General features: G+C 61.9%; 22 protein-coding genes. 10 read left to right on the top strand and 12 right to left on the bottom strand.

Annotated features, from left to right (window positions below; genetic code table 11):
* Positions 1-8: 8 nt before the first annotated feature.
* The 3 genes from NTD80_RS11745 to NTD80_RS11735 are packed head-to-tail and all read left to right on the top strand — an operon-like array spanning position 9 to position 2,048.
* Positions 9-677: an amino acid ABC transporter permease gene (locus NTD80_RS11745; RefSeq protein ID WP_017736949.1), complete on the top strand. Its 669-nt coding sequence runs from the start codon at positions 9-11 to the stop codon at positions 675-677.
* Positions 674-1,324 carry an amino acid ABC transporter permease gene (locus tag NTD80_RS11740; RefSeq protein ID WP_065902373.1) on the top strand — a complete coding sequence of 217 codons (651 nt, stop codon included), beginning with the start codon at positions 674-676 and terminating at the stop codon, positions 1,322-1,324. The genes NTD80_RS11745 and NTD80_RS11740 overlap by 4 nt, the downstream gene beginning before the upstream one ends.
* Positions 1,311-2,048: an amino acid ABC transporter ATP-binding protein gene (locus NTD80_RS11735; RefSeq protein ID WP_065938032.1), complete on the top strand. Its 738-nt coding sequence runs from the start codon at positions 1,311-1,313 to the stop codon at positions 2,046-2,048. Before NTD80_RS11740 ends, NTD80_RS11735 begins: the two co-directional genes overlap by 14 nt.
* On the opposite strand, the gene NTD80_RS11730 is transcribed toward NTD80_RS11735, so the two are convergent.
* The 4 genes from NTD80_RS11730 to NTD80_RS11715 all read right to left on the bottom strand — a co-directional run bounded on the left by NTD80_RS11730 (position 2,020) and on the right by NTD80_RS11715 (position 6,525).
* Positions 2,020-2,553: a hypothetical protein gene (locus NTD80_RS11730; RefSeq protein WP_262133685.1), complete on the bottom strand. Its 534-nt coding sequence runs from the start codon at positions 2,551-2,553 to the stop codon at positions 2,020-2,022. The two genes, NTD80_RS11735 and NTD80_RS11730, sit on opposite strands and share 29 nt — an antisense overlap.
* Positions 2,543-4,981 carry a fimbria/pilus outer membrane usher protein gene (locus tag NTD80_RS11725; RefSeq protein ID WP_262133742.1) on the bottom strand — a complete coding sequence of 813 codons (2,439 nt, stop codon included), beginning with the start codon at positions 4,979-4,981 and terminating at the stop codon, positions 2,543-2,545. Before NTD80_RS11725 ends, NTD80_RS11730 begins: the two co-directional genes overlap by 11 nt.
* A gap of 70 nt (positions 4,982-5,051) precedes the next feature.
* Positions 5,052-5,750 (bottom strand): fimbria/pilus chaperone family protein, encoded by a 699-nt coding sequence (locus tag NTD80_RS11720; RefSeq protein ID WP_262133741.1) that lies wholly within the window; start codon positions 5,748-5,750, stop codon positions 5,052-5,054.
* A 118-nt stretch (positions 5,751-5,868) separates the two neighbouring features.
* Positions 5,869-6,525, bottom strand: a complete 657-nt coding sequence (locus NTD80_RS11715; protein ID WP_262133683.1) for a DUF1120 domain-containing protein — start codon at positions 6,523-6,525, stop codon at positions 5,869-5,871.
* 447 nt (positions 6,526-6,972) lie between these two features.
* On the opposite strand from NTD80_RS11715, the gene ppx reads away from it, so the two are divergent.
* Positions 6,973-8,475 (top strand): exopolyphosphatase, encoded by a 1,503-nt coding sequence (gene ppx / locus NTD80_RS11710; RefSeq protein ID WP_262133681.1) that lies wholly within the window; start codon positions 6,973-6,975, stop codon positions 8,473-8,475.
* Positions 8,476-8,932: 457 nt separating this feature from the next.
* On the opposite strand, the gene ppk1 is transcribed toward ppx, so the two are convergent.
* Positions 8,933-11,155 (bottom strand): polyphosphate kinase 1, encoded by a 2,223-nt coding sequence (ppk1, locus tag NTD80_RS11705; protein WP_065902381.1) that lies wholly within the window; start codon positions 11,153-11,155, stop codon positions 8,933-8,935.
* 18 nt (positions 11,156-11,173) lie between these two features.
* Positions 11,174-12,187 (bottom strand): porphobilinogen synthase, encoded by a 1,014-nt coding sequence (gene hemB / locus NTD80_RS11700; RefSeq protein WP_262133678.1) that lies wholly within the window; start codon positions 12,185-12,187, stop codon positions 11,174-11,176.
* Positions 12,188-12,394: 207 nt separating this feature from the next.
* On the opposite strand from hemB, the gene NTD80_RS11695 reads away from it, so the two are divergent.
* Positions 12,395-13,030, top strand: coding sequence for a DedA family protein (locus NTD80_RS11695; protein WP_106802324.1), 636 nt, complete (start codon positions 12,395-12,397; stop codon positions 13,028-13,030).
* Here the strand turns inward: NTD80_RS11695 and NTD80_RS11690 are convergent.
* Complete coding sequence (locus NTD80_RS11690; RefSeq protein WP_262133677.1) at positions 13,011-14,246, bottom strand: sterol desaturase family protein; 1,236 nt, start codon at positions 14,244-14,246, stop codon at positions 13,011-13,013. The two genes, NTD80_RS11695 and NTD80_RS11690, sit on opposite strands and share 20 nt — an antisense overlap.
* Positions 14,247-14,362: 116 nt before the next feature.
* Between NTD80_RS11690 and elbB the strand changes: the two genes are divergently transcribed.
* Entirely contained in the window at positions 14,363-15,028 is a 666-nt protein-coding gene (gene elbB, locus NTD80_RS11685) for an isoprenoid biosynthesis glyoxalase ElbB (protein ID WP_106802322.1), read from the top strand.
* Positions 15,029-15,215: 187 nt separating this feature from the next.
* Here elbB and NTD80_RS11680 read toward each other — a convergent pair whose 3' ends face one another.
* Together NTD80_RS11680 and NTD80_RS11675 are read right to left on the bottom strand one after the other, a co-directional pair.
* Positions 15,216-15,671: a YaiI/YqxD family protein gene (locus NTD80_RS11680; protein WP_065902390.1), complete on the bottom strand. Its 456-nt coding sequence runs from the start codon at positions 15,669-15,671 to the stop codon at positions 15,216-15,218.
* A gap of 2 nt (positions 15,672-15,673) precedes the next feature.
* On the bottom strand, positions 15,674-17,569 hold the full coding sequence (locus tag NTD80_RS11675) for an FTR1 family protein (protein WP_262133675.1): 1,896 nt from the start codon (positions 17,567-17,569) through the stop codon (positions 15,674-15,676).
* Between the two features lie 268 nt (positions 17,570-17,837).
* Here NTD80_RS11675 and NTD80_RS11670 point away from each other — a divergent pair, with 268 nt between their 5' ends.
* From NTD80_RS11670 to NTD80_RS11655, 4 genes are read left to right on the top strand one after another with little or no spacing between them, the layout of a single operon-like run.
* Positions 17,838-19,235: a COG3014 family protein gene (locus tag NTD80_RS11670; protein ID WP_065902394.1), complete on the top strand. Its 1,398-nt coding sequence runs from the start codon at positions 17,838-17,840 to the stop codon at positions 19,233-19,235.
* Between the two features lie 10 nt (positions 19,236-19,245).
* Positions 19,246-19,617 carry a YcfL family protein gene (locus tag NTD80_RS11665; protein WP_008439304.1) on the top strand — a complete coding sequence of 124 codons (372 nt, stop codon included), beginning with the start codon at positions 19,246-19,248 and terminating at the stop codon, positions 19,615-19,617.
* A 29-nt stretch (positions 19,618-19,646) separates the two neighbouring features.
* Positions 19,647-20,234, top strand: coding sequence for a penicillin-binding protein activator LpoB (lpoB, locus tag NTD80_RS11660; protein WP_015886479.1), 588 nt, complete (start codon positions 19,647-19,649; stop codon positions 20,232-20,234).
* A 3-nt stretch (positions 20,235-20,237) separates the two neighbouring features.
* A complete protein-coding gene (locus NTD80_RS11655; RefSeq protein WP_065902396.1) occupies positions 20,238-20,981 on the top strand; it encodes a penicillin-binding protein activator LpoB in 744 nt (247 codons plus the stop codon).
* Between the two features lie 141 nt (positions 20,982-21,122).
* Here the strand turns inward: NTD80_RS11655 and NTD80_RS11650 are convergent, their stop codons facing one another.
* The 3 genes from NTD80_RS11650 to NTD80_RS11640 all read right to left on the bottom strand — a co-directional run bounded on the left by NTD80_RS11650 (position 21,123) and on the right by NTD80_RS11640 (position 24,326).
* Positions 21,123-21,755, bottom strand: a complete 633-nt coding sequence (locus tag NTD80_RS11650) for a LysE family transporter (RefSeq protein ID WP_065902398.1) — start codon at positions 21,753-21,755, stop codon at positions 21,123-21,125.
* A gap of 88 nt (positions 21,756-21,843) precedes the next feature.
* On the bottom strand, positions 21,844-22,416 hold the full coding sequence (locus NTD80_RS11645; RefSeq protein WP_065902400.1) for a mechanosensitive ion channel family protein: 573 nt from the start codon (positions 22,414-22,416) through the stop codon (positions 21,844-21,846).
* Positions 22,416-24,326: an ATP-binding cassette domain-containing protein gene (locus tag NTD80_RS11640; protein WP_065902402.1), complete on the bottom strand. Its 1,911-nt coding sequence runs from the start codon at positions 24,324-24,326 to the stop codon at positions 22,416-22,418. The genes NTD80_RS11645 and NTD80_RS11640 overlap by 1 nt, the downstream gene beginning before the upstream one ends.

The raw sequence follows: 24,326 nt of genomic DNA, 5'->3' as shown, positions 1-24,326 counted from the left end.
GCTGATTGATGGCCTATCAATTCGACTTTGTGCCGGTGCTGGCCAATACCGACCTGCTGTTGCGCGGCGCGCTGTTCACCCTTGAGCTGACCGCCATCGGTGCCATCCTGGGGGTAGCCCTGGGCACCGTCGGCGCGGTGGTGCGGGCGTGGAAGATCCAGCCGTTTGCGTGGTTCTTCGGGGTGTACGTCGAGTTGATCCGCAACACGCCGTTCCTGGTGCAGTTGTTTTTCATCTTCTTCGGCCTGCCGTCCCTGGGGCTGAAGATCACCGAATGGCAAGCCGCCGTGCTGGCGATGGTGATCAACCTGGGGGCCTACTCCACCGAGATCATCCGCGCCGGCATCCAGGCCATCCCCCGTGGGCAACTGGAAGCCGCTGCGGCGCTGGCAATGACGCGCTTTGAGGCGTTCCGCCATGTGGTGCTGCTGCCGGCGCTGGGCAAGGTGTGGCCGGCCCTGAGCAGCCAGATCATCATCGTGATGCTCGGTTCGGCGGTGTGTTCGCAGATCGCCACCGAGGAGTTGAGCTTTGCCGCCAACTTTATCCAGTCGCGCAATTTCCGTGCGTTCGAAACCTATGCCCTGACCACCCTGGTGTACCTGTGCATGGCGCTGATGATTCGCCAGTTGCTGAACTGGATCGGCCGCCGGTTTGTGATGAGGAACAGCCGATGAGTGATTTCTCCTTCTGGGACATCGTGCGCAACCTGGCCATCGGCTTGCAGTGGACGTTGCTGCTGTCGCTGGTGGCGTTTATCGGCGGCGGCGTGATCGGCTTGTTGGTGATGACGATGCGCATCAGCCGCAAAGCCTTCCCGCGCAATGTCGCCCGCACCTACATTGAACTGTTCCAGGGCACGCCGCTGTTGATGCAGCTGTTCCTGGTGTTTTTTGGCATTGCCCTGCTCGGGGTGGATATATCGCCGTGGCTGGCAGCCGCGATTGCCCTGACGCTGTTTACCAGCGCCTACCTCGCCGAAATCTGGCGCGGCTGCGTCGACTCCATCGCCCACGGGCAATGGGAAGCCTCGGCCAGCCTGGCGTTGAACCCGTTGGAGCAACTGCGCTACGTGATCCTGCCCCAAGCCCTGCGGATTGCCGTGGCGCCGACCGTGGGTTTCTCGGTGCAAGTCATCAAGGGCACCGCGGTGACCTCGATCATTGGCTTCACCGAGCTGACCAAGACCGGCGGCATGCTCGCCAACGCCACCTTCGAACCATTCATGGTCTACGGCCTGGTCGCGCTCGGTTACTTCCTGCTCTGCTACCCCTTGTCCCTCAGTGCCCGCTACCTGGAAAGGAGACTGCATGCCTCTGCTTAGAATTTCCGCCCTGCATAAGTATTACGGCGATCACCATGTACTCAAGGGCATCGACCTGACCGTCGAAGAAGGCCAGGTGGTGGCGATCATCGGCCGCAGCGGCTCGGGCAAGTCCACCTTGCTGCGCACACTCAATGGCCTGGAATCCATCAACGACGGCGTGATCGAAGTCGATGGCGAGTACCTCGATGCCGCCCGTGCCGATCTGCGCAGCCTGCGACAGAAAGTCGGGATGGTGTTCCAGCAGTTCAACCTGTTTCCGCACCTGACGGTCGGCGAAAACGTAATGCTCGCGCCGCAGGTGGTGCAGAAAGTGCCGAAAGCCAAGGCGGCCCAACTGGCCCGGCAGATGCTGGAGCGCGTCGGGCTGGGCGAGAAATTCGATGCCTTCCCCGATCGCCTGTCCGGCGGCCAGCAACAGCGAGTGGCCATCGCCCGCGCCCTGGCCATGTCGCCCAAGGTACTGCTATGCGATGAAATCACCTCGGCCCTTGATCCGGAATTGGTCAATGAAGTGCTCAGCGTGGTGCGCCAACTGGCCAAGGACGGCATGACCCTGATCATGGTGACCCACGAGATGCGCTTCGCCCGGGAAGTGGGCGACAAACTGGTGTTCATGCACCAGGGCAAGGTGCATGAAGTGGGCGACCCCAAAGTGCTGTTCGCCAACCCGCAAACCCCTGAGTTCGCCAACTTCATCGGCTCAGTGGAGCAGCCGGACTGACCAGTTCGAAACGGCCCTGACCCTCCAGTACAGTCTGGCTGCGTACCTGCAGGGCGCTGGTGGGCAGGTCGGTATCGATTTCGACCTGAGCCGTCAGTCGCTTGCCGGCCGCCTGAGCCACCAGGACCTGGCCTGGCAACAACTGCCCGTCGGCGGTCTCACCAGGCCGATGTGCCAGCGTCCACTCGACAACGCGCCCATCCACCTGGGCCTGCAGGAGAGCCAGGCGAAAGCGCCCCTGCCGGCCAAACAGATACCCTTGCCCGTCTGCTGCGCCGATAAATCTCAAGCCAATAGCCGAGGGCTCCACACACAGCACATTGAGCTGCACCCTGCGCTTACCGAGGGCGAGCAAGGGGCTTTCGGCACGCGCCTCGTTGCGGATGACGCCATAGTCGATGCGCGGCTGGCTGACGGAAAGCCGGCAGTTTTCAGCCTGTACACCCTCAGCGATCAACGCCGTACAGAACAGGGCAAGACACTTGGTCTTGAACTTAAAGGACATGGCACACCGCCGAGGTTGTCTCATAGAATTTGTCATTGTCGGCCTCGGCCTCGGGAACAACGTTGAGCCGGCAAGAGGATGAGTCCGGCAATGCAACCCTGAGGTCTTGCGAGTCATTGACGTCATTCAGGAAGATCATGCCGTCACCCACCACACTGGTCAGGAAGCGCTTGTTTTTGTCGAACACCGCAGCGCCCTGTGGCAGTGCTTGGCCTTGCTCATCAGTGGCGGTGAGCAGTACACGGCGCACGCTCACCACATCGAATGCCACGGTATTAACCGACCCTCGCCCGGCAGCCAGCACTTGGGTGCCGTTTTTCAGGTCAACGCGTTTTGGCAGGGACTGGGTCTGCACTTCAATGCGGCTGTCGGTATAGGCGGGCAAGCCCGGGATCACGGCCTGTCCGCTGAAATCCGTCCATACCGGGCCGTACGGGGTGTCAAGTTTCGCAGCGCCGATGTTGCCCACCGATGCAATGCCAAATGTGTCCTGCACCGCATACGGCGAGAAGGTCACCCCGCCGGCGTGAGCCACCACGCCACCCTGCAGCTGCCCGTTGTAAAGAGTGCCCAGCGAGTCCTGGCTGACGCCCAGGCCGACCTGCGTGTAACGTGGCATCAGCTCCACATGGCCGCGCATCGACTGCTCGCGGGCACTGAGGTCACGCTCGACGCCCACCTCGTAATTGACGTAATCATTGACCCGCTCACTGAGCGCAGTGCCGGCACGGGATTGATCACCACGCCGACTGATATAGCTGTTCACGCGACGGTCACTGCCCAGCGGCACGCTGACCTGCAGCCGCACGGACAGGTCATCGTCCAGGGCCGCATCGCGACGATTGTCATCGCGTGTGCCGTCACGGCGTGACTGACGGCCGCCTACCTGTGAGTCGGCCACCAACGCGACATCGGCGTGCCGGAACGATTTGTTCCACGACGCAAACACGTGGTCGGCCGATTGCCCATCAAACTGGGCACTTCGGGAATAGCCCAGGGAAAATGCTCCCAGGGTGGTGTCGACCCAGCTCACACCTGCCGTGTACTGATTTTTGAAGCGCGCATCCAGGTCATCGGCCCTGGCCGAGCGGCCCGCTTCATGGACTTCGCGATAGCCACGGGTCTGCGTGGTCGCGCTGAGGTTGACGTCCACATTGGCGTAGACCGGGCTGCTCACCGATACGCTGCTGCGAGCCCCGGATACCGCGTCACGGCTATCACGAGACACGTTATGGCGAGCCCCCACTGAAACCCGCTGGAACAGCACACTGCCCAGGGTGCCACCTGCCGACCAATATTCATCGGTGCTCAACAAGCCAAGGCCGGCGGACGAATCGCGTCCCAGGCCCCACGTGCCGCTGCCCATGGCGACCACCGGGGTGGGGCCTTGTTCATGTGCGTTTTTGCGCACCTTGCCCAACGAGAAATAATACCCAGGTGCCGCCGGCGTACTCCCTGCGAACGACGCCGCCGGCACCACGAAACTGCGCTTGGCGCCCCGCACATCGATGACACTGACCTCCAGGTCGCTGGTGCTGTTGAGCAACGGCAAACCGGTCAGCCGAAAGGGGCCTTCGGGCACCAGCGTGCTGTGAATCAACACGCCAGACTGGCGCACTTCAATACGCGACTGGCTTTGGGCCAACCCCTCGACCACGGCGTTGTTACTGCCTGCCGGCGCTCGCGATTGGCCATCGGGAGAAAACTGCACGCCGGATAACTGCAGGCCACCAAACAGCGGGTTGTTGCTGGAGAGTTGCCCCACCTGGAAGGTCGATTGCAACGCACTCAGGTCCCGCTGGGCGTAGGCGTACAGGTGCTCGTTGCGGGCCACACCGTTGTCGGATACATAGAATTGACGGCTGCGAACAATCCAGTCGCCGAGGTTGAAGCCGGCCTCGGTATAGGCCGAAACGAAGCGATTGGGCCCACTGTCCGAATAGCTGTTGAACCCCTGTACGTCATAGTTGAATAACGCCGCCGCACCACCCCGGGCAAATTGCCCCGCCTCCCATTGCGGCTCACGCAGTGATCCGGTGGGCACCACCAACGCGATTTCCTCGTTGCCGGGGCGCAGGCGCACCATCGTCGTCGGGAACGCGCCAAGGAAGTCATGGCAAGACTGGTCTGCAGTCGCGCCTTTGTGAAGCACGCGGCCAGGCTCGATCAACCCGGCTTTTTCCAGCAGCCCCTTGGTAAAACACAATTGCCCCTGGGCGTCGAACCGAGCATCCACCAACCCCAGCGGATTGCCATTGACCTGCAGCCCCACCACCTGCACGCCCTCGCGAAAGCGCGCGGCACTGCGAAAGTAGTCGGAGACCTTCGGGTCGATACCGTGGGTGGTGAGTGCCGCGAGGTCGAACCCCTCCCCCAACTCCAGCGCCGGGGCGAAGCCGGGCAGACCCCATAGCGTCGCCACCCCCATCAATAGCGTGGGTCGGCGCGGCCACAACGAAGCTACACGCCTGTTACTCGACTGGTTGTTCATCGGTCGATCAACCCTCGTCGGCATTGATCAGGGCCCGATAGCTATCCGCCGAAAACCCGTAGAGCGTGGCCGGCCTGATCTCGACGCTCGTCACGCCCTCCAGCGCGCCGTCGACCTGCACCGCAAGCGCTTCCCCCGGCAACACATAGGTGCGCGGCAAGGAGGCGAGCCCACCTTGGGGCAGCAACTGCACCTGTGGCTCCAGGCGTACCACGTAGGCGCTGTCGTTGTGGACCGTGAGACTTTTTCCCGCACGCTTCCACTTCAGCAGTTCCCAGGGCGTGTGGTGCACAGGCAGATCCTTTGGGTGCAGGATCAACGGTAAATTCTGCCGCAAGGTGATACCAATCGTCGCACCGCCTGGGCCGCGTGCCTGGGGGATGCCCTCGAAAGACACCCGCTTCAATCGCTGGGTCTTCAGGGGTTCCTTCAATGTGGCGATAAAACGTACCAACTGGGTTTCACCCGCCTCCACGCGTGTGATGGGCGGCGTCACGATCAACAGAGGCTCGACGTCTTCGGGCACATTTTCCACGACTGAGTGAAGTAGCGCCGGTCCAGGGTCGGTATTCTTGATATTTATCGTGGCTTCGCCCTGTGCTTCATAAAGCACAACGACGGTGGTTTCCGGCAACATGCCATCCGCGAGGACAACACTGTTACAACACAACAACAAACCTGCACAAAACAACCGCGCATTATTTATGACTGAAAGACTAAGCACCCAGTATTCCCCACGACATAAGTTGGCGATTGATAATCAGGCCCGGATAAAACAGCCGACAAGAAAGACATACATTTCTGATCGGCTGTCATTCAGTCGCTTAGATGTAACTCAACTCAAGTGTTGCGCGCCCATCAAGGGTAATGTCACGACTCAGGTCCAGGTCTTGCGCCCTGTTGATCACTGCGCGCACCGCAATGGTCCCGGTCAGCTGAGGAATCGAGGCCGGGGAAATGGCAGTGCCGCTGCGCCATGAGTATTGAGATGGCGATTGGGCGACCTTGCCGTCGCTGCTCTGCCAGCCACCGGTACCGACACGCATGATCGGAAACAGCGTCGCAGTGCTTGTCCTCAGGTCCCTGAGGGTGACCGCAAAGCCGCCGGTACGCCGGCCAGAGACGATGCCCAAGCCATAGTTATGTACTTCGGTATAACCCGAACCCAATGCATTGAGGATCCCCGAGACCTTGCTGGCGGACTGCAGGTCGACAAATCTCAGTCCGAACGTCATGGGAGTGCTGCCGCAACTGACGCTCAGGGGCGTGGTTCTTTCGGGCAGGGGGTTGAAGGCGGTCTGCTGCAATGTGCCCGAGGCAATATCGCCGTAGTTGATAATCCCGCCACCGGTCATGCTGAGGTTGCAGGCGGTGGGCTTGATAGTGCCCCTGACAATCAGCTCGGCACTGGTGGACGCATGAACATTGAGGGCGCCAGCCAGGCACGCGATACCAAGAGTCAATCCAACAATTTTTTTCATAATCGACCTGTCATCTAAAGTTAGGAGGCGCCTTTATTTGCGCTTGAATAAACAAGCCATAAATAAATAACACCACGGCAAGATTGCCGAGTGACAGTCTGTCGCTTTGATGCCCGAACAAAGAATAAGACGACACCGTGATTACTGTGGGAGTGATATAAACAAACTGTCATCAAAGCGCGCCGCAACAGTAGTCCCGAACCACTTAACGAATACAACACTGACATTTAATCTGTAGGCGAAATCATGATCAGCCGTCCAGAAGCATGAAGTTATATATTCCTACGGCTTCCAACGACTGCGCTAACAGAGGTGCGGAAAGTTCGACTACATTTCCCACAGTAATCACCTACAGACGATCTGAGAGAAATTCCCGCAGCACTACGCGTTGGCGTTGGCGGTCGATCGTGGCACGATGGCAAGGTTATCGACCGAGACCCCCAAACCATGCCGCAATCCCAAGCCAAGAATCTGTCCCTGATCGCCGCCATCGACCTGGGCTCCAACAGCTTTCACATGGTCGTGGCCAAGGCCCAGAACGGCGAAATCCGCATCCTTGAGCGGCTCGGCGAGAAAGTGCAACTGGCCGCCGGGATCGACGACGAGCGCCAGCTCAATGAAGAATCCATGCAGCGCGGGCTCGATTGCCTCAAGCGTTTTGCCCAACTGATCAACGGCATGCCGCTGGGCGCCGTACGAATCGTCGGCACCAACGCCCTGCGCGAAGCACGCAACCGCGGCGAATTCATCCGCCGCGCCGAGGAAATCCTCGGGCACCCGGTGGAGGTCATCTCCGGCCGTGAAGAGGCGCGCCTGATCTACCTGGGTGTCTCGCACACGCTGGCCGACACACCGGGCAAGCGCCTGGTCGCGGACATCGGCGGCGGCAGTACCGAGTTCATCATCGGCCAACGCTTCGAACCACTGCTGCGCGAAAGCCTGCAGATGGGCTGCGTCAGCTTTACCCAACGCTATTTCAAGGACGGCAAGATCACCCCGGCACGCTACGCCCAGGCCTACACGGCGGCGCGCCTGGAGATCATGAGCATCGAACACGCCCTGCATCGCCTGACCTGGGATGAAGCCATCGGTTCGTCCGGCACCATCCGTGCCATCGGCCTGGCCTTGAAAGCCGGCGGCCATGGCGCCGGCGAAGTCAACGCCGAAGGCCTGGCGTGGCTCAAGCGCAAGCTGTTCAAACTGGGCGATGCCGAGAAAATCGACTTCGACGGCATCAAGCCCGACCGTCGTGCCATTTTCCCGGCCGGCCTGGCGATCCTCGAAGCGATCTTCGACGCCCTCGAACTGCAACGCATGGACCACTGCGACGGCGCCTTGCGCGAAGGCGTGCTCTACGACCTGCTGGGCCGCCACCACCATGAGGACGTGCGTGAGCGTACCCTCAGCTCGCTGATGGAGCGTTATCACGTCGACCTGGAACAGGCCGCCCGTGTCGAGCGCAAAGCCTTGCACGCATTCGACCAGGTGGCCGAAGACTGGGACCTCGAAGACGGCGTATGGCGTGAGCTGCTGGGTTGGGCGGCCAAGGTGCATGAAGTGGGCCTGGATATCGCCCACTACCATTACCATAAGCACGGCGCCTACCTCATCGAGCACTCGGACCTCGCCGGGTTCTCCCGCGAGGACCAGCAAATGCTGGCGTTGCTGGTGCGTGGCCATCGCCGCAACATCCCCAAGGACAAGTTCGCCGAATTCGGCGACGAAGGCATCAAGCTGATCCGCCTGTGCGTGCTGCTGCGCTTTGCGATCCTGTTCCACCACATCCGCGGCACCCAGGAAATGCCCCAGGTGACCCTGCGCGCCAATGGCGAGAGCCTCGACGTGGTGTTCCCGAAAGGCTGGCTGGACGAGAACCAACTGACCCAGGCGGACTTCGCCCAGGAAGCGGAGTGGCTGACGCGGGTGGGGTTCAGCCTGAACCTGCGCTGACCTCGAAGCAGGCAGCTAGCGTGGCATGAGGGCTTGTTGGGGTGGGCAGGCTTGTTGTCTGTGCCAAGCAGGCCTTGTTGGAGTAGGCAGGCACGTTGTCTGTGGCAGGTAGGCCTTGTGTGGGTGGCAAGCGGACTTCTTGTGGCGAGCGGGCTTGCCCCGCGTTGGGGCGCGAAGCGGCCCCGACCCATCAAGCCACCGAGGAGCGTCAGTCGGAGCGCATTGGCAGGTTTTGGGGCGGCTGCGCCACCCAACGCGGGGCAAGCCCGCTCACCACAAACAGCCCGCTCGCCACAAAGAGCCCATTCCCCACAAACAGCCCACTCCCCACAAAGAGCCCATTCCCCACCAAAGGCCCGGTCACCACAAAAAAGCCCGCTCGCCACAATAATTGGGCTACACCCAGCACAAAAAAACGGCCCTTAAAGGGCCGTTTTTCATGCTGCCAGGTAAAGCCTCAATTCACCGAGAGGATCGGGCTGCCCAACTTCTCCAGCAACGTCGCCTGCGCGCTGCGCGGGTTCTGGTTGCCGGTTGGCGTGTTGCGCACGTAGCGCCCGTCCGATTGCAGGCTCCAGCTGTGGGTGTTGTCGGTGAGGTAGCTTTCCAGCTCCTTCTTGACCCGCATGATCAGCTTCTTGCCTTCTACCGGGAAACACGTCTCCACACGCTTGTCGAGGTTGCGCTCCATCCAGTCGGCGCTGGAGAGGAACATCTGCTCCTCGCCGCCGTTGAGGAAGTAGAACACGCGGGTGTGCTCCAGGAAACGGCCGATGATCGAGCGCACATGGATGTTGTGCGAGACGCCGGCGATGCCCGGGCGCAGGCAGCACATGCCACGCACCACCAGGTCGATGCGCACGCCGGACTGGCTGGCCTTGTACAGCGCGCGGATGATCTTCGGATCGGTCAGCGAGTTGAACTTGGCAATGATGTGCGCCGGCTTGCCGTCGAGGGCGAACTGGGTCTCGCGGGCAATCATGTCGAGCATGCCCTTCTTGAGAGTGAACGGCGCATGCAGCAACTTCTTCATGCGCAACGTCTTGCCCATGCCGATCAACTGGCTGAACAACTTGCCGACGTCTTCGCACAAGGCGTCGTCGGAGGTCAGCAGGCTGTAGTCGGTGTAGAGCTTGGCGTTGCCGGCGTGATAGTTGCCGGTACCCAAGTGGGCATAGCGCACGATCTCACCGGCTTCACGGCGCAGGATCAGCATCATCTTGGCGTGGGTCTTGAAGCCCACCACGCCGTAGATCACTACCGCCCCGGCGGCCTGCAGGCGGCTGGCCAGTTGCAGGTTGGATTCTTCGTCGAACCGCGCACGCAGCTCGATCACCGCGGTGACTTCCTTGCCGTTACGCGCCGCGTCGACCAACGCATCGACAATCTCCGAGTTGGCGCCGGAGCGGTACAGGGTCTGGCGTACGGCCAAGACATGCGGGTCCTTGGCGGCCTGGCGCAGCAGGTCGACCACCGGGGTGAAGGACTCGAACGGGTGCAGCAGCAGGATGTCCTGCTTGCTGATCACGCTGAAAATGTTTTCGCTGTTTTGCAGCAGTTTCGGGATCTGCGGGGTGAACGGCGTGTATTGCAGCTCCGGATGGCTGTCCAGGCCGGTGATGCTGAACAGGCGCGTCAGGTTTACCGGACCGTTGACCTGATACAGCTCGGTCTCGCCCAGGTTGAACTGCTTGAGCAGATAGTCCGACAGGTGCTTGGGGCAGGTATCGGCCACTTCCAGGCGCACCGCGTCGCCGTAGCGCCGTGAGAACAGCTCGCCACGCAGGGCACGCGCCAAGTCTTCGACGTCTTCGGAGTCCAGCGCCAGGTCGGCGTTACGGGTCAGGCGGAACTGGTAGCAGCCCTTGACCTTCATGCCCTGGAACAGGTCATCGGCGTGGGCGTGGATCATCGACGAAAGGAATACATAGTTATCGCCAGGCCCACCCACCTCTTCCGGTACCTTGATGATCCGTGGCAGCAAACGCGGCGCCGGGATAATCGCCAGGCCCGAATCGCGACCGAAGGCGTCGATACCTTCGAGCTCGACGATGAAGTTCAGGCTCTTGTTCACCAGCAACGGGAACGGGTGCGTCGGGTCGAGGCCAATCGGGGTGATGATCGGCGCGATTTCGTCGCGGAAGTAGCGGCGCACCCAGGTCTTGATCTTGGTGGTCCAGTGACGACGACGAATGAAGCGGACCTGATGTTTTTCCAGTTCCGGCAGCAGGATGTCGTTGAGGATCGCGTACTGGCGGTCCACATGGCCGTGCACCAGTTCGCTGATGCGAGCCAGCGCCTGGTGCGGCTGCAGGCCGTCGGCGCCGGCTTGTTCACGGGCGAAGGTGATCTGCTTCTTGAGGCCGGCGACGCGGATTTCGAAGAACTCGTCCAGGTTGCTGGAGAAGATCAGCAGGAATTTCAGCCGTTCCAGCAGCGGATAGGACTCATCCAGCGCCTGCTCCAGCACGCGGATATTGAATTGCAGTTGTGACAGCTCGCGATGGATGTACAGGCTGCTGTCATCCAGGTTGGTCACCGCGACCACCGGCGCCGGCACAGGCGGCTCGGCCACCACGGCTGGCGCGGCCGGCTCCAGCTCCGGCGGGGTCTCGGTGACTTGTTCCACCACCGGGTGAGCGTCTTTTACGGCAACTTCGGAGAGTCCTTCGGTATTCATCGAGTGTTCCTGTGAGGGCTATTGTTGCTCTCTAAGCAATTGGGCAGCGCGGGCGGCGAAGTAGGTCAGGATGCCATCGGCGCCAGCACGTTTAAAGGCAGTCAGGGATTCAAGGATCACCCCTTCACTCAACCAGCCATTCTGGATCGCGGCCATGTGCATGGCGTATTCACCGCTGACCTGATAGACAAAGGTCGGCACTTTGAATTCCTCTTTGACCCGGTAAAGGATGTCCAGGTAAGGCATCCCGGGCTTGACCATCACCATGTCGGCACCTTCGGCCAGGTCAGCGGCCACCTCGTGCAGGGCTTCGTGGCTGTTGGCCGGGTCCATCTGGTACGAGGCCTTGTCGGCCTTGCCCAGGTTCAGCGCCGAGCCCACCGCATCGCGGAACGGGCCGTAATAGGCGCTGGCGTACTTGGCCGAGTAGGCCATGATCCGCACATTGACGTGGCCCGCCAGTTCCAGGGCTTCGCGAATCGCCTGGATGCGGCCGTCCATCATGTCTGACGGCGCCACCACCTGGGCGCCCGCTGCGGCGTGGGACAAGGCCTGCTTGACCAGCGCGTCGACGGTAATGTCGTTTTGAACATAGCCGTCTTCGTCGAGAATGCCATCCTGGCCGTGGGTGGTGAACGGGTCCAACGCCACGTCGGTGATCACCCCCAACTCCGGGAAACGCTCGCGCAGGGCGCGGGTGGCGCGCTGGGCGATGCCTTGCGGGTTCCAGGCTTCGGCAGCATCCAGCGACTTGAGCCCAGGCGGCGTGACCGGAAACAGCGCCAGCGCCGGAATCCCCAGCTCAACCCAGTTCGCCGCCTCGATCAGCAACTGATCAATGGTCAAGCGCTCTACACCCGGCATCGACGCCACCGCTTCCCGACGATTTTCACCGTCCAGCACAAACACCGGCAGGATCAGATCGTTCGTGGTCAGTACGTTTTCACGAACCAGACGACGAGAAAAATCATCACGGCGATTGCGGCGCAGACGGGTGGCAGGGAACAGGCGATTGGCAGGGGTAAAGCTCACGACAGACTCCTGAGCCCGTGTTTACGGGCGAGCGTTGCAGTTATAAGCGGCCATTATGACGAAGGAATGACAGTTGTGCTTATCGATGCGACCTGTAGTCGCATTCGTCGTTTATGTAGGAATTGTTCACTTCGTGACACATCTCGATACTTTCATGAATGTTCGCGAAGGCGTAGGCTGCGCGTTCATTTCGCCAGCACCCAGACCATGCTTCAACAATTTCTGCATGACTTCGGCTACTTTGCCCTCTTCCTAGGCACGTTCTTCGAAGGCGAGACCATCCTGGTTCTCGCAGGCTTCCTGGCGTTCCGTGGATACATGGATATCAACCTGGTGGTCGTGGTTGCCTTCTGCGGCAGCTACGCCGGCGACCAGTTGTGGTATTTCCTTGGGCGCAAGCACGGCCGCAAACTGTTGGCGCGCAAGCCGCGCTGGCAATTGATGGGCGACAAGGCCCTGGAGCATATCCGCAAGCATCCGGATATCTGGGTGCTGAGCTTCCGTTTTGTCTACGGGTTGCGCACGGTGATGCCGGTGGCGATCGGTCTTTCGGGCTATCCGCCGGCGCGCTACTTGATCCTCAACGGCATCGGCGCCGCGATCTGGGCTGCCGCCCTGGGGGCTGCGGCCTACCACTTCGGCGCAGTGCTGGAAGGCATGCTCGGCAGCGTCAAGAAGTACGAGCTGTGGGTGCTGGGCGCCTTGCTGCTGCTGGGCTTCGGCTTGTGGCTACGCCGCCGCTTCAAGAACGCACGGATCGCGCGCCAGGCGTGTGAGGATGCCAAGGCCCGGCTCGCCGCCGAGCCGGCCCCCGTCGAGACGCCTAAGACACCAGTCGAGTAAGCCGGCTTCTGCAGCAGTAGAGGCCGATCACGCTGAGCAGGCTGTAACTCGCCAGCCCCAGCCAGCCCAAGCTGCTGGCCGGCCATAGCCCGACCAGCGGCGCCAGCCACACCAGTGGCACATTCAGCGCCAGGCGCACCAGCTCAGCTTTCAGCGCCCACGGGCGATTCTCCAGGGCGACGCCCAGGGTAAACAGTCCCAACGCCATCGCGCCCCAGCCCAGCACCAGCGCCTGCGTGGGCAGCCCCTCGCCGAAATTCATCAGATAGCTGCCAAAACCCACATACGCCGCAAACTGCAAGGCGACGTACACCTGCTGGCGCGCGTCCAGCGGCACCTCGAATTTGCGGAACTGGGTGAGGTCCGGCTTGGCCAACGGATACTTCGCTTTCACATCCGCCGGCCGCCAGCCGGTGCGCATGAACCAGATACGCAGCTTGTCCCACACACTCTCGGTGCGCCGCGCATCACTCCACAACTGTGCATAAAACTGCAGGTTGGCCCACAGCGGATTCCAGCTGGCCAGGGGTGTGGTGACGCCAAAGATCACCGGCTCGTTGTCGTCCTCTTCCTGAAAGCTGCCGAACAGCCGGTCCCAAATAATGAACACCCCGCCGTAGTTGCGATCCATGTAGAGAGCGTTCTGTGCATGGTGGGCCCGATGATTGGACGGCGTGACGAAGAACCATTCGAACCAGCCGAGCTTGGGCACATGGCGGGTGTGCACCCAGAATTGGTACAGCAGGTTGAGCGACGCCACGCTGATAAACACCACCAGAGGCACGCCGAGCACGGCCAGGGGGAGATAGAAGATCCAGCTCAGCAGAAAGCCGGTGCTGGTCTGGCGCAAGGCCGTGGTGAGGTTGTAGTCCTCGCTCTGGTGATGCACCGAATGCGCGGCCCAGAGGATGTTGCGCTCATGGCCGCAGCGGTGCAGCCAGTAGTAGCAGAAGTCGTAGAAGACGAAGGCGAATACCCAGGTCCAGACGCTGTGGGCCGACAGCTCGATCACGGCCAGGTGCTTGAGCGCAAATGCGTAGGTCAACAGCCCTACGCCCTTGGTGAGCAGGCCCGTGGTGGTGGACAGCACGCCGGTGCTGAGGCTGTTGATGGCATCTGCCACACGGTAGTTGCGCTGCCCACGCCAACGGTCGGCGAGCAGCTCCACCACGATCAAGGCAATGAAAAACGGTACCGCGTAAGGCACGAAGTCCATGGTCTGGTCCGGTCTATTTTTGTTACATCAAGATTAGGTGCAGCGACACGAGATCCCATTGGCAACAGATGACAAATTAGTAGACATTTAACGCCAAGACCCCAGGAGAAATGCCCATGAGCAAAAAGATTGCAGTGATCCTTTCCGGCTGCGGCGTGTATGACGGCGCAGAGATCCACGAAAGCGTGATCACCCTGCTGCGCCTGGACCAGCGCGGCGCTCAGGTCCAATGTTTTGCCCCGGATATTGCGCAACTGCATGTGATCAACCACCTCACCGGTGAAGAGATGCCCGAATCACGCAATGTACTGGTGGAATCTGCCCGAATCGCCCGGGGCGAGGTGAAGGACATTCGCGACGCCAACGCCGACGAGTTCGACGCGTTGATCGTGCCCGGCGGATTTGGCGCGGCGAAAAACCTGTCGAACTTTGCCGTCGAAGGCGCCGGTTGCAGCGTCAACCCACAGGTGCTGGAGCTGGCCGAAGCCTTTGCCGAAGCGGGCAAGCCGGTGGGGCTGATCTGCATCTCCCCTGCCCTGGCCGCGAAGATCTACGGCCCTGGCGTGACCTGCACCATCGGTAACGACGCCGACACCGCCGCCGCCCTCGACAAGATGGGCGCCACCCATCACGAATGCACGGTGGAAGACATCGTCGAGGACAAGGCGCGCAAGCTGGTGAGCACACCGGCGTACATGTTGGGCAAGAACATCAGCGAGGTGGCGTCAGGCATCAACAAACTGGTGGATCGCGTGCTGGAGCTGACGCACGAGAACGACTGACCCGTTAATTGTGGCAAGCAGCTTGTTGTCCGTGGCGAGCGGGCTTGCGTTGGGGCACGCAGCGGCCCCAGTACGGCACCACGGTCATTCAGACACAACGGGGTGACTGGTTTCAGGGCGGCTTCGCCACCCAACGCGGGGCAAGCCCGCTCGCCACAGAAAACAAGCTCGCTCCCCACAAGGGAGGTCACGCCTGGCGCATCAGCCGCGTCAGGAGGCGATCCAGTGCATTGGCAAACGCCTGCTTGTCCTTTTCCCCGTGGGGCGGTGGACCACCGCCCATCTGGCCTTGCTCACGCAGATCAGTGAACAGGTTCCGCACCGCCAAGCGTTCACTCATGTTCGCCGGGCTGAACTCCTTGCCGCGCGGGTCCAGTGCCGTGACGCCCTTTTTCACCAACCGGTCGGCCAGGGGCACATCGCTGCAGATCACCAGTTCACCGGGCACCGCGTGCTCCACCAGGTAGTCGTCGGCCGCGTCCGGGCCGCTGGGCACCACGATCAATTTCACGCAAGCAAAGCTTGGCTTGATCTGGCTCTGCCCGGCCACCAGCACCACCTCGAACTGACGCTTTAAAGCGAACTTCACCACCTGGTCCTTGGCCGCCCGCGGACAGGCATCTGCATCGATCCAGACGCGCATGCCTATGCCACCACCCGGCGCTTTTCGGCCAGGCGGCTGCGGCCGTACAGCACCGCAATCGCCAGGATTGCCACGGCCTGCGCACCCAGCGAGTACGCATCGGCGTGAATGCCCAGCCAGTCAAAGTCAAAGAACGCCACCGGCCGCGTGCCGAAGATGCCCGCTTCCTGCAACGCCTTCACACCGTGCCCGGCAAACACCACCGACAGCGCGCACAGCAGCGCCGCGTTGATACCGAAGAACAGCGCCAGCGGCAACTTGGCCGAGCCGCGCAGGATCACCCAGGCCAGGCCCACCAACAGCACCAGCGCCGTGGCGCCACCGGCCAGCACGGCGTTGTGCCCAGCCGGACCGGCCTGCAGCCACAGGGTTTCGTAGAACAGGATCACTTCGAACAACTCGCGGTACACCGAGAAGAACGCCAGCATCGCGAAGCCGAAACGCCCGCCACCGCCGACCAGGCTGCTCTTGATGTAGTCCTGCCAGGCCGCTGCGTGGCGTCGGTCGTGCATCCACACGCCGAGCCACAGCACCATCACGCTGGCAAACAGCGCCGTGCAGCCTTCAAGCAATTCACGCTGGGCGCCGCTCACATCAATCACATACGCGGCCAGCGCCCAGGTGGCCAAGCCAGCCAACAGCGCCAGGCCCCAACCGACGTTGACGCTGCGCACCGCCGATTGCTGGCCGGTGTTACGCAGGAACGCGAGGATCGCGGCCAGCACCAGAATCGCTTCCAGCCCTTCACGCAGCAGGATCAGCAAACCGGAGATGTAGCTCAACGACCAACTCAGGCCATCGCTGCCGAGCAGACCGGCAGACTCCGTGAGCTTGCCCTTGGCCACGTCCAGGCGCTGTTGCACCTGCTCGATCGGCAAACCGTCCTGCAGCGACTGCCGATAGGCCATCAGGGCCTTCTCGGTGTCCTTGCGCACGTTGGCGTCGACGTTATCCAGCGAACTCTCCACCAGCTCGAAGCCTTCCAGGTACGCGGCTACCGACAGGTCGTAGGCCTGGTCGTGGTCGCCGTTGCGGAAGGCAGCGAGGCTCTTGTCCAGGGTCGCGGCGGTGTAGTCGAGCAACTGCGCCGGGCCCCGCTTGACCTGCGGCGGTTGTGCACGCTGGGCGCGGAAGGTCGCGGCAGCGGCTGGGCCGTTGGCGGCCAGCACTTCATTCGGGGTCTGGCGGGCCAGGTCGGCGAGGTTGAACGGTTGATCGGTTTTCGCCGCAGCAGGGTCGGCGGTGAAGCCGGCGATGTAGGTGGCCAGGTCCCAGCGCTGGCGATCATCCAATTGGTCGGCGAAAGACGGCATATCCGTGCCTTCGACGCCCAGGCCGAGGGTGTTGTAGATCGCGTAGAGGCTCAGGCGATCCAGGCGCGCGGCATCGCGCAGGTTGGCCGGCGGTGGCGTCATGCCCACGCTGGCCGGGCCATCACCGGCGCCGGCCGTGCCGTGGCACACCGAGCAATGCTGCGCGTACAGCGGTGCGCCGCGCGTGGGGTCGGGCGTGATCGCCGGCGCCTGGCTGACTTCATACGCCACCGCCAACTGGGCACCGAGCTGGCGCGCCTGGCGTGCAACTGCGCCGCCATCCTGGCGGGCGGTTACCGCGGCCAGGAGTTCATCGACACCCTTTACCAGCGCCGCGCGTTCCGGGCGCTGCGGCAACTCGGCGACCAGGCCCTGCAACACGCCGAGAAATTCCAGCTGCTCACTGTATTCGGACTCATCGATGACCTTGCCCGCCTCCACCGTCGGTGGGTAGTCGGCGCCAATGTAGTCCAGCAAATGCAGGGCCTGGGGGGCGCCCTCGGCAGTCGCGGCCAACAGGTTGAAGCTGCACGACATCAACGCCGGCAACATCAGCCAGGCGAGAAAACGGAAGGGGGCAGTCATGAATGAATCTCAAAGGGAAATACGAAGTAACACATTGTTAAGCCTTAAAGGCTTTGACTCAAGGCGTTAGTGATTTGTCGTCTGCGAGGGCGGGAAATTTGAGCGGCGCAGTAGTGGCATCCACGTCGACTCATTCAAAGCAAAAAGCCATTGTTTTGCCAGTAATGGCGCTTATAATGCCGCGCCCTGTTAGTGCGAAAGGGAATTTCGTTCCTCGTTTTTATGAGGAATCATCACATTAGCTGAAGACTTTCAGGGAAGAAGTTGCATGGCATTTCGCGCCTTACCTCCGCTCGCGCTCGTGGCGGTTACCTTGCTGTCCGGTTGTTCGATGTTCCGCAGCTACGACACCGAGCTGCAAGCCACCAACCAGCAATTGGCCACTGGCAACGTCGACGGCGCCCTGACGCTGCTGGAAAAAAACAACAGCGGCGACGACAAGGACTTGCTGTATTTCTTCGAGAAAGGCGAGTTGCTGCGGGCCAAGGGCGACATCACCGGCAGCCAGACCGCCTGGCGCAGCGCCGACCTGCAAGTCTACAAGTGGGAAGAGTCGGTCAAGTTCGACAGCGAAAAGTACCTCTCCCAGTTCGGCAGCTTCCTGGTCAACGACAAGGTGCGTCGCTACGAAGGCTATGACTACGAAAAGGTCATGCTGACCACGCAGATGGCTCTGAACCTGCTGGCCCTGAACGACTTCGACGGCGCACGCACCGAAATCAAGAAGACCCACGAGCGCGAAGCCGTGATCGCCGACCTGCGCGACAAGGAATACCTCAAGCGCGAGGACGAAGCCCAGCGCGAAGGCGTGACCACCCAGATGAAAGACCTGCGCGGCTACCCGGTGGAGTCCCTCGACGCGCCGGAAGTGGTCGGCCTGAAAAACAGCTACCAGAGTGCGTTCAGCCATTACCTGGCCGGCTTCGTCTACGAAGCCCTGGGTGAAAAAGACCTGGCCGCGCCCGGCTATCGCAAGGCCGCCGAGCTGCGCCCCAACACCAAGCTGCTGGAACAAGCCTTGCTGGACCTGGACAAATCCAAAGTCGGCGCCGACGAAACCGACGTGCTGATCGTGGTCCAGAGCGGCCTGGCCCCCGCGCGCGACTCGATTCGCCTGCCGCTGCCGATCCCGATCAATGGCAACCTGGTGATCACCCCGCTGTCGTTCCCGGTGATCAAGGCCGATACCTCCACGGCCACCTTCGCCCAGATCGGCATCGACGGCCAGCAGCAGAACCTCACCGCGCTCAACAGCACCACGGCCATGTCCCGCCGTGCGCTGCGCGACGACATGCCCGGCATCATCCTGCGCACTACCGTGCGGGCAGTCACCCGTGGCGTGGCGCAAAACAACCTGAACAAGACCAACCCGATGGCGGGCCTGGTGCTGGGTATCGCCTCGGCCGTGACCGAAGGCGCCGACACCCGCACCTGGCGCACCCTGCCGGACATGACCCAAGTCACTCGCCTGCGCCTCAAGCATGGCGAACACCAGGTCAGCCTGCCCAACGCCCTGGGCGGCACGTTGGTGACGGTCAAGGCCGACCAGCGTTACCAGGTGATCACGCTGCGCGTGGTCGGCAACCAGGTGTTCGCCGGCGGGCTTGCGGCCCATGTGGTGCCGAGCACGCCGCCCCAGGCCATTGCCACCCTCAAACAACCTTAAGGAGCACGCTATGCGTCATTTCATCCTCGGCGCGCTGGCGCTGGTCCTGCTCGCCGGCTGCGCCACCCCGCCGCCGCCGGAGCCTGGCAGCGCCGCGAGCAAAATCGTGGTGATGGGCAAGTTCAAGGGCATCGCCGTCGGCGCCATTCGCGTCGCGCGCGAGAACGGCTTCCTCACCGCCAAGGTGCAGTTGAGCAACATCACCAGCAGCAACCAGATGATGTATTACCGCTTCGCCTGGCTGGGCGCCGACGGTTTCCCGGTGGGCGACGAAGAAACCTGGAAAGTGCTGAACCTGTACGCCAACCAGGCAACCTTCCTGCCGGCCATCGCCAATCTGCCGCAAGCGGCGGACTTCCGTCTCGAAGTCAAAACCCCTTGAGCCGTCCACCCTTTTTGAGAGATTTCCCCATGTTTGCACGCTTCTCGATCCTCGCCGTGGTGGCCGTCCTGGCCAGCGGTTGCGCCAACACCTCGCCGGTACTGGGCGGCAAGAACATCAGCTACGGCGACACCAAGGCCGTGGAACTGGTGACCAACGAGTTCGGCTCCACCGACCTGCAGATGATCGCCGAAAGCATGACCCGCTCCCTGGCCCAGTCCGGCATCCTGCAGGGTCGCCCGGTGGTGCAGGTGTATGACGTGAAGAACAAGACCAGCGAATACATCGACACCCGCGAGATCACCACGTCGATCAAGACCCAGCTGATGAAAACCGGCACCGCGCGCTTCGCCAGCGACAACACCGACATGCAAAGCCAGGTCGACCAGCTCAAGCTGCAGAACCAGAGCGGCCTGTACAAGAAATCCACCGTGAGCAAGACCGGCAACATGGTCGCCGCCAAGTACCGCCTGGAAGGCTCGATCAGCTCCATCGTCAAGCGCAGCTCGGACTACAAGGACGTGTTCTACAAGTTCAGCCTGCAGTTGATCGACGTCGAGAGCGGCCTGGCCGAATGGATGGACGAAAAAGAAATCCGCAAGACTACGGAGCGCTAAGCAATGCGTGCATGGATCGGCATGATCGGCCTGCTGTGCGCCTTTGGCGCCTCGGCCGCCCCGAAGATCGCGGTGACCGACCTGGCCTATGAGGCGCGGGTCGAGGAATACATTCACCAGGTGTCGGCCAATAACAACTTCCAGGCCAGCGCTTACCACGCCAGCGGGTCCTCGAACTACAGCGAGTACGAAAGCCGTACCAGCTACATCGAGCAGACCGAGCTGCGCAAGTTCAGCGGTGATATCAAGGGCGAGATCCTCAAGTCCCGGCAGTTCCAGTTGGTGCAGGGCACGCCCTACACCGCCGACGCCAAGGGTGACGTCTACGACGTGATCAAGCGCATCAAGGCCGGTCACTTCAAGGGCGCGGACTATGTGCTGTTCGGCACCCTGTCGGACATCGACTTTACCCAGGACATCAATGCCCTGGACCACACCAACAGTTACTCGGCGGTGCTGGGCCTGACGCTGGTGGCGGATTTCAGCCTGATCAACACGCGCACCTACGAGATCACCTCGGCGTTCACCGCCATGGGCGAAGGCCAGGACACCAAGCTGGTCAACAACCGTGACGTACGCGTCAGCCTGAACCGACCGCGCGTGGTTAAAGAAGTGTCGAAAGCCTTGGGTGAGGATGTTGCGCGGCAGCTGGCCGAACAACTGGGTGGTGGTTATCAGGAACAACCTGGGCAGCCGGCATTGCGCAATAACCTGCCACGGGATGAAGCGCCGAAGATCCTGCGCTGAATGAAAATCCTGCTACCGACATAAAACCAATGTGGGAGCGGACTTGCTCGCGAATGCGGTGGATCAGTCAATACATCTGGTGACTGACACTGCGCATTCGCGAGCAAGCCCGCTTCCACATTTTTTAACCGGTTTCGTCAGTTACGCCGTTGCGCGATGCAAGCTGGCGAGGAAACCCGCCGCTCCCACGAACAACCCGGCAAACGTGCGGTTCATGCGTTTCTGCTGCTTCGGCGTGCGCAACAGGCGCAACACTTTCGAGGCCAACCCGGTGTAGCCCGCCATCACGATCATGTCGACGCTGATCATCGTCGCGCCGAGGATCAGGTACTGGATCAGCAGCGGCGCCTGCGGGTTCACGAACTGCGGCAGCACCGCCAGCATGAACACCAAGGCCTTGGGGTTGCTGGCGTTGACCAGGAAACCACGGAACATCATCGCCATCGGCTTGCCGATCGGGCGTATCGTCGCGTCCTCGCTCATGTCCATGGGCAAGGCACGCCATTGCTTGATGGCCAGGTACACCAGGTAAGCCACGCCGAACCATTTGATGGCATAAAACGCGGTAGACGATGCCGCCAGAATCGCACCCAGGCCACCCGCTACCACGGCAATCTGCATCGCCAGGCCCAGTTGCAGGCCGATGGCGTTCCAATAGCCGCGCAGGAAACCGTATTGCAGGCCGCTGGACATCGACGCGATGGCGCCGGCGCCGGGGGAAAGGGAGATAATCCAACTGGCCACGAAAAAGGCCAGCCATGTGTCGAGTGCCATTACACACCTCAGGGAAGAGTTAGCGGTTGTGCCTAAAGCTAACTCCGCCGACCAAAGGCTGGCTATAGATTTTTACAAGATGTGAATACTAGCGATCGCCGGGGAACACGTGAGTGCCTGGCCAACGCCGCACCGAGCGCTGGAAGAACAGGCTGTTGGGCACCTGCACCATCGCGCTGTCAGTGCCGGCTTCTGCCACTTCGACCAGCGTGGTGTAGAGCAGGTTGATCGCCACCACCCGGCCCTTCACGCCGGGTTTGTCGACGGTATCCACCAACTCGACGATATCACCGAGGCGAAACGGCCCGACGGTGAAGATCAGAATCGCGCACAGCAGGTTGGAGAGCACCGACCACATGGCGAAGAACGCCACCGCCGCCACCGCCACGAAGCCCGACAGCGCGGTCCACAACACCGTGGCAGACACTCCCAGGCGGCCCAGCACGAAGATCAGCGCACTGCCCATGATTAGCCAGCGCAAGCCGCCGCGCAGCGGCATCAGCAATTGCGGCGGCAGCGGGTAGCGTTCGCCCAGGCGCGTCAGCCCCTTGGCGACAAAGCGCTGGGCGAGGTAGCCGGCCAGCAGGATCAGCAGGATTTGCACACCGATCCATACGGGCTCGACCCATTGCGTCGGTATCGGCAGCTGCAACGCTTCCATCAGGACAGCGCCTCCAGCTCCGCCTGCAGGGTTTCCAGCAACTCGAGGGCTTCCATCCAGGTTTCCTCCAGCTGCCCTTCACGCACCTTGAGCTTGGCCTGTTCGGCAAGCAGGTCGCGCAGCTCATCCTTGCGCGCAGCCTCGTACACGGCGCTGTCGCCCAGGCTGGTCTCGATCTTGGCCAGGCGCTCGTGCACCTTGCCCAACTCGGCTTCCAGCTTATCGGCTTCACGCTTGTGCGGCGCCAACTGTTGGCGCAACGCAGCAGCGGCCTGGCGTTGGGCTTTCTTGTCGGTCTTGTCCGGGTTGACCGGGGTGTTGCTGACCGGCGCGTTGCGCAGACGGTAATCCGTCAGCCAGCGCGCGTAGTCATCCAGGTCGCCGTCGAACTCTTCGACTTTGCCATCCGCCACCAGCAGGAAGTTGTCGGTGGTGCTCTTGAGCAAGTGGCGATCGTGAGACACCACCAATACCGCACCGCTGAACTCCTGCAAGGCCATGGTCAGCGCCAGGCGCATTTCCAGGTCCAGGTGGTTGGTCGGTTCGTCGAGCAGCAGCAGGTTCGGGCGATCCCAGGCGATCAAGGCCAGGGCCAGGCGGGCTTTTTCGCCGCCGGAGAAATTCAGCACCGGTTCATCGATGCGCGCGCCACGGAAGTCGAAACCGCCGAGGAAGTCGCGCAGGGTCTGCTCGCGCTCGGTCGGCGCCAGGCGCTGCAGGTGCAGCAACGGGCTGGCCTTGGAGTCGAGGGAGTCCAACTGATGCTGGGCGAAATAGCCCACTACCAGGTTCTCGCCACGGGTCAGGCGCCCGGCCAGGGGCTGCAACTCGCCGGACAGGTTCTTGATCAGCGTCGACTTGCCCGCACCGTTAGGCCCGAGCAAACCGATGCGTGCACCCGGCGTGAGCTGCAGCTTGACCTTCTCCAGGATGGTTTTGTCGCCATAACCCAGGCGTGCATCCGAAAGGTCGAGCAGCGGGCTGGAGATTTTCACCGACTCACGGAACACGAAATCGAACGGCGAATCGACGTGGGCCGCCGACAGCTCTTCCATGCGCTCCAGGGCCTTGATCCGGCTCTGGGCCTGGCGGGCCTTGGTGGCCTGGGCCTTGAACCGGGCGATGTAGCTTTCCATGTGCGCACGTTGCGCCTGTTGCTTCTCGTAGGCCTGTTGCTGCTGGGCCAGGCGCTCGGCACGCGCGCGTTCGAACGCAGTGTAGCCGCCACGGTAGAGGGTGATTTTCTTCTGTTCGACGTGGGCGATATTGTCGACCACGGCATCGAGGAAATCCCGGTCGTGGGAAATCAGCAGCAAGGTGCCTGGGTAGCTCTTGAGGAAGTCTTCCAACCACAGGATCGCATCGAGGTCCAAGTGGTTGGTCGGTTCATCGAGCAGCAACAGGTCCGAGGGGCACATCAGCGCCTGGGCCAGGTTCAGGCGCATGCGCCAGCCGCCGGAGAAGTCGGCGACCGGGCGGTCCATTTGTTCGTTGGTGAAACCCAGCCCGGCGAGCATCTTGCGGGCGCGGGCGTCGGCCGTGTAGCCGTCGGCGCTGTCGAGTTCCGAGTGCAGGCGGGCCTGGGCCGCGCCGTCCTGGGCTTTCTCGGCCTCGGCCAGGTCGTGTTGCACCTGGCGCAGGCGCAGGTCGCCATCGAGCACGTAGTCGATCGCGATGCGGTCCAGGGTATCGATCTCCTGGCGCATGTGGGCGATGCGCCAGTCAGCCGGCAGCAGGCAGTCCCCGGAATCCGGGGTCAGCTCACCCAGCAACAAGGCGAACAACGTGGATTTGCCGGCGCCGTTGGCGCCGATCAGGCCGGCTTTGTGACCGGCGTGCAGGGTCAGCTCGGCGTCTTCAAGAAGACGTTGCGGGCCACGCTGTAATGTTAGGCTTTGAAGTCGGATCAT

Source organism: Pseudomonas sp. 13B_2.1_Bac1, from assembly GCF_025466155.1.
GTDB classification, from domain to species: domain Bacteria; phylum Pseudomonadota; class Gammaproteobacteria; order Pseudomonadales; family Pseudomonadaceae; genus Aquipseudomonas; species Aquipseudomonas aylmerensis.
Note: the sequence above shows the minus strand (reverse complement) of the source record. Positions and strands in the feature narration are given on the sequence as shown.

What these genes read in the sequence shown, in the direction of transcription:
- NTD80_RS11745 (WP_017736949.1), top strand. Translation starts at nt 9, where the DNA reads ATGGCCTATCAATTCGACTTTGTGCCGGTGCTGGCCAATACCGACCTG.
- NTD80_RS11740 (WP_065902373.1), top strand. Translation starts at nt 674, where the DNA reads ATGAGTGATTTCTCCTTCTGGGACATCGTGCGCAACCTGGCCATCGGC.
- NTD80_RS11735 (WP_065938032.1), top strand. Translation starts at nt 1,311, where the DNA reads ATGCCTCTGCTTAGAATTTCCGCCCTGCATAAGTATTACGGCGATCAC.
- NTD80_RS11730 (WP_262133685.1), bottom strand. Translation starts at nt 2,553, where the DNA reads ATGTCCTTTAAGTTCAAGACCAAGTGTCTTGCCCTGTTCTGTACGGCG.
- NTD80_RS11725 (WP_262133742.1), bottom strand. Translation starts at nt 4,981, where the DNA reads ATGGGGGTGGCGACGCTATGGGGTCTGCCCGGCTTCGCCCCGGCGCTG.
- NTD80_RS11715 (WP_262133683.1), bottom strand. Translation starts at nt 6,525, where the DNA reads ATGAAAAAAATTGTTGGATTGACTCTTGGTATCGCGTGCCTGGCTGGC.
- ppx (WP_262133681.1), top strand. Translation starts at nt 6,973, where the DNA reads ATGCCGCAATCCCAAGCCAAGAATCTGTCCCTGATCGCCGCCATCGAC.
- ppk1 (WP_065902381.1), bottom strand. Translation starts at nt 11,155, where the DNA reads ATGAATACCGAAGGACTCTCCGAAGTTGCCGTAAAAGACGCTCACCCG.
- NTD80_RS11695 (WP_106802324.1), top strand. Translation starts at nt 12,395, where the DNA reads ATGCTTCAACAATTTCTGCATGACTTCGGCTACTTTGCCCTCTTCCTA.
- NTD80_RS11690 (WP_262133677.1), bottom strand. Translation starts at nt 14,246, where the DNA reads ATGGACTTCGTGCCTTACGCGGTACCGTTTTTCATTGCCTTGATCGTG.
- elbB (WP_106802322.1), top strand. Translation starts at nt 14,363, where the DNA reads ATGAGCAAAAAGATTGCAGTGATCCTTTCCGGCTGCGGCGTGTATGAC.
- NTD80_RS11680 (WP_065902390.1), bottom strand. Translation starts at nt 15,671, where the DNA reads ATGCGCGTCTGGATCGATGCAGATGCCTGTCCGCGGGCGGCCAAGGAC.
- NTD80_RS11675 (WP_262133675.1), bottom strand. Translation starts at nt 17,569, where the DNA reads ATGACTGCCCCCTTCCGTTTTCTCGCCTGGCTGATGTTGCCGGCGTTG.
- NTD80_RS11670 (WP_065902394.1), top strand. Translation starts at nt 17,838, where the DNA reads ATGGCATTTCGCGCCTTACCTCCGCTCGCGCTCGTGGCGGTTACCTTG.
- NTD80_RS11665 (WP_008439304.1), top strand. Translation starts at nt 19,246, where the DNA reads ATGCGTCATTTCATCCTCGGCGCGCTGGCGCTGGTCCTGCTCGCCGGC.
- lpoB (WP_015886479.1), top strand. Translation starts at nt 19,647, where the DNA reads ATGTTTGCACGCTTCTCGATCCTCGCCGTGGTGGCCGTCCTGGCCAGC.
- NTD80_RS11655 (WP_065902396.1), top strand. Translation starts at nt 20,238, where the DNA reads ATGCGTGCATGGATCGGCATGATCGGCCTGCTGTGCGCCTTTGGCGCC.
- NTD80_RS11650 (WP_065902398.1), bottom strand. Translation starts at nt 21,755, where the DNA reads ATGGCACTCGACACATGGCTGGCCTTTTTCGTGGCCAGTTGGATTATC.
- NTD80_RS11645 (WP_065902400.1), bottom strand. Translation starts at nt 22,416, where the DNA reads ATGGAAGCGTTGCAGCTGCCGATACCGACGCAATGGGTCGAGCCCGTA.
- NTD80_RS11640 (WP_065902402.1), bottom strand. Translation starts at nt 24,326, where the DNA reads ATGATCCGACTTCAAAGCCTAACATTACAGCGTGGCCCGCAACGTCTT.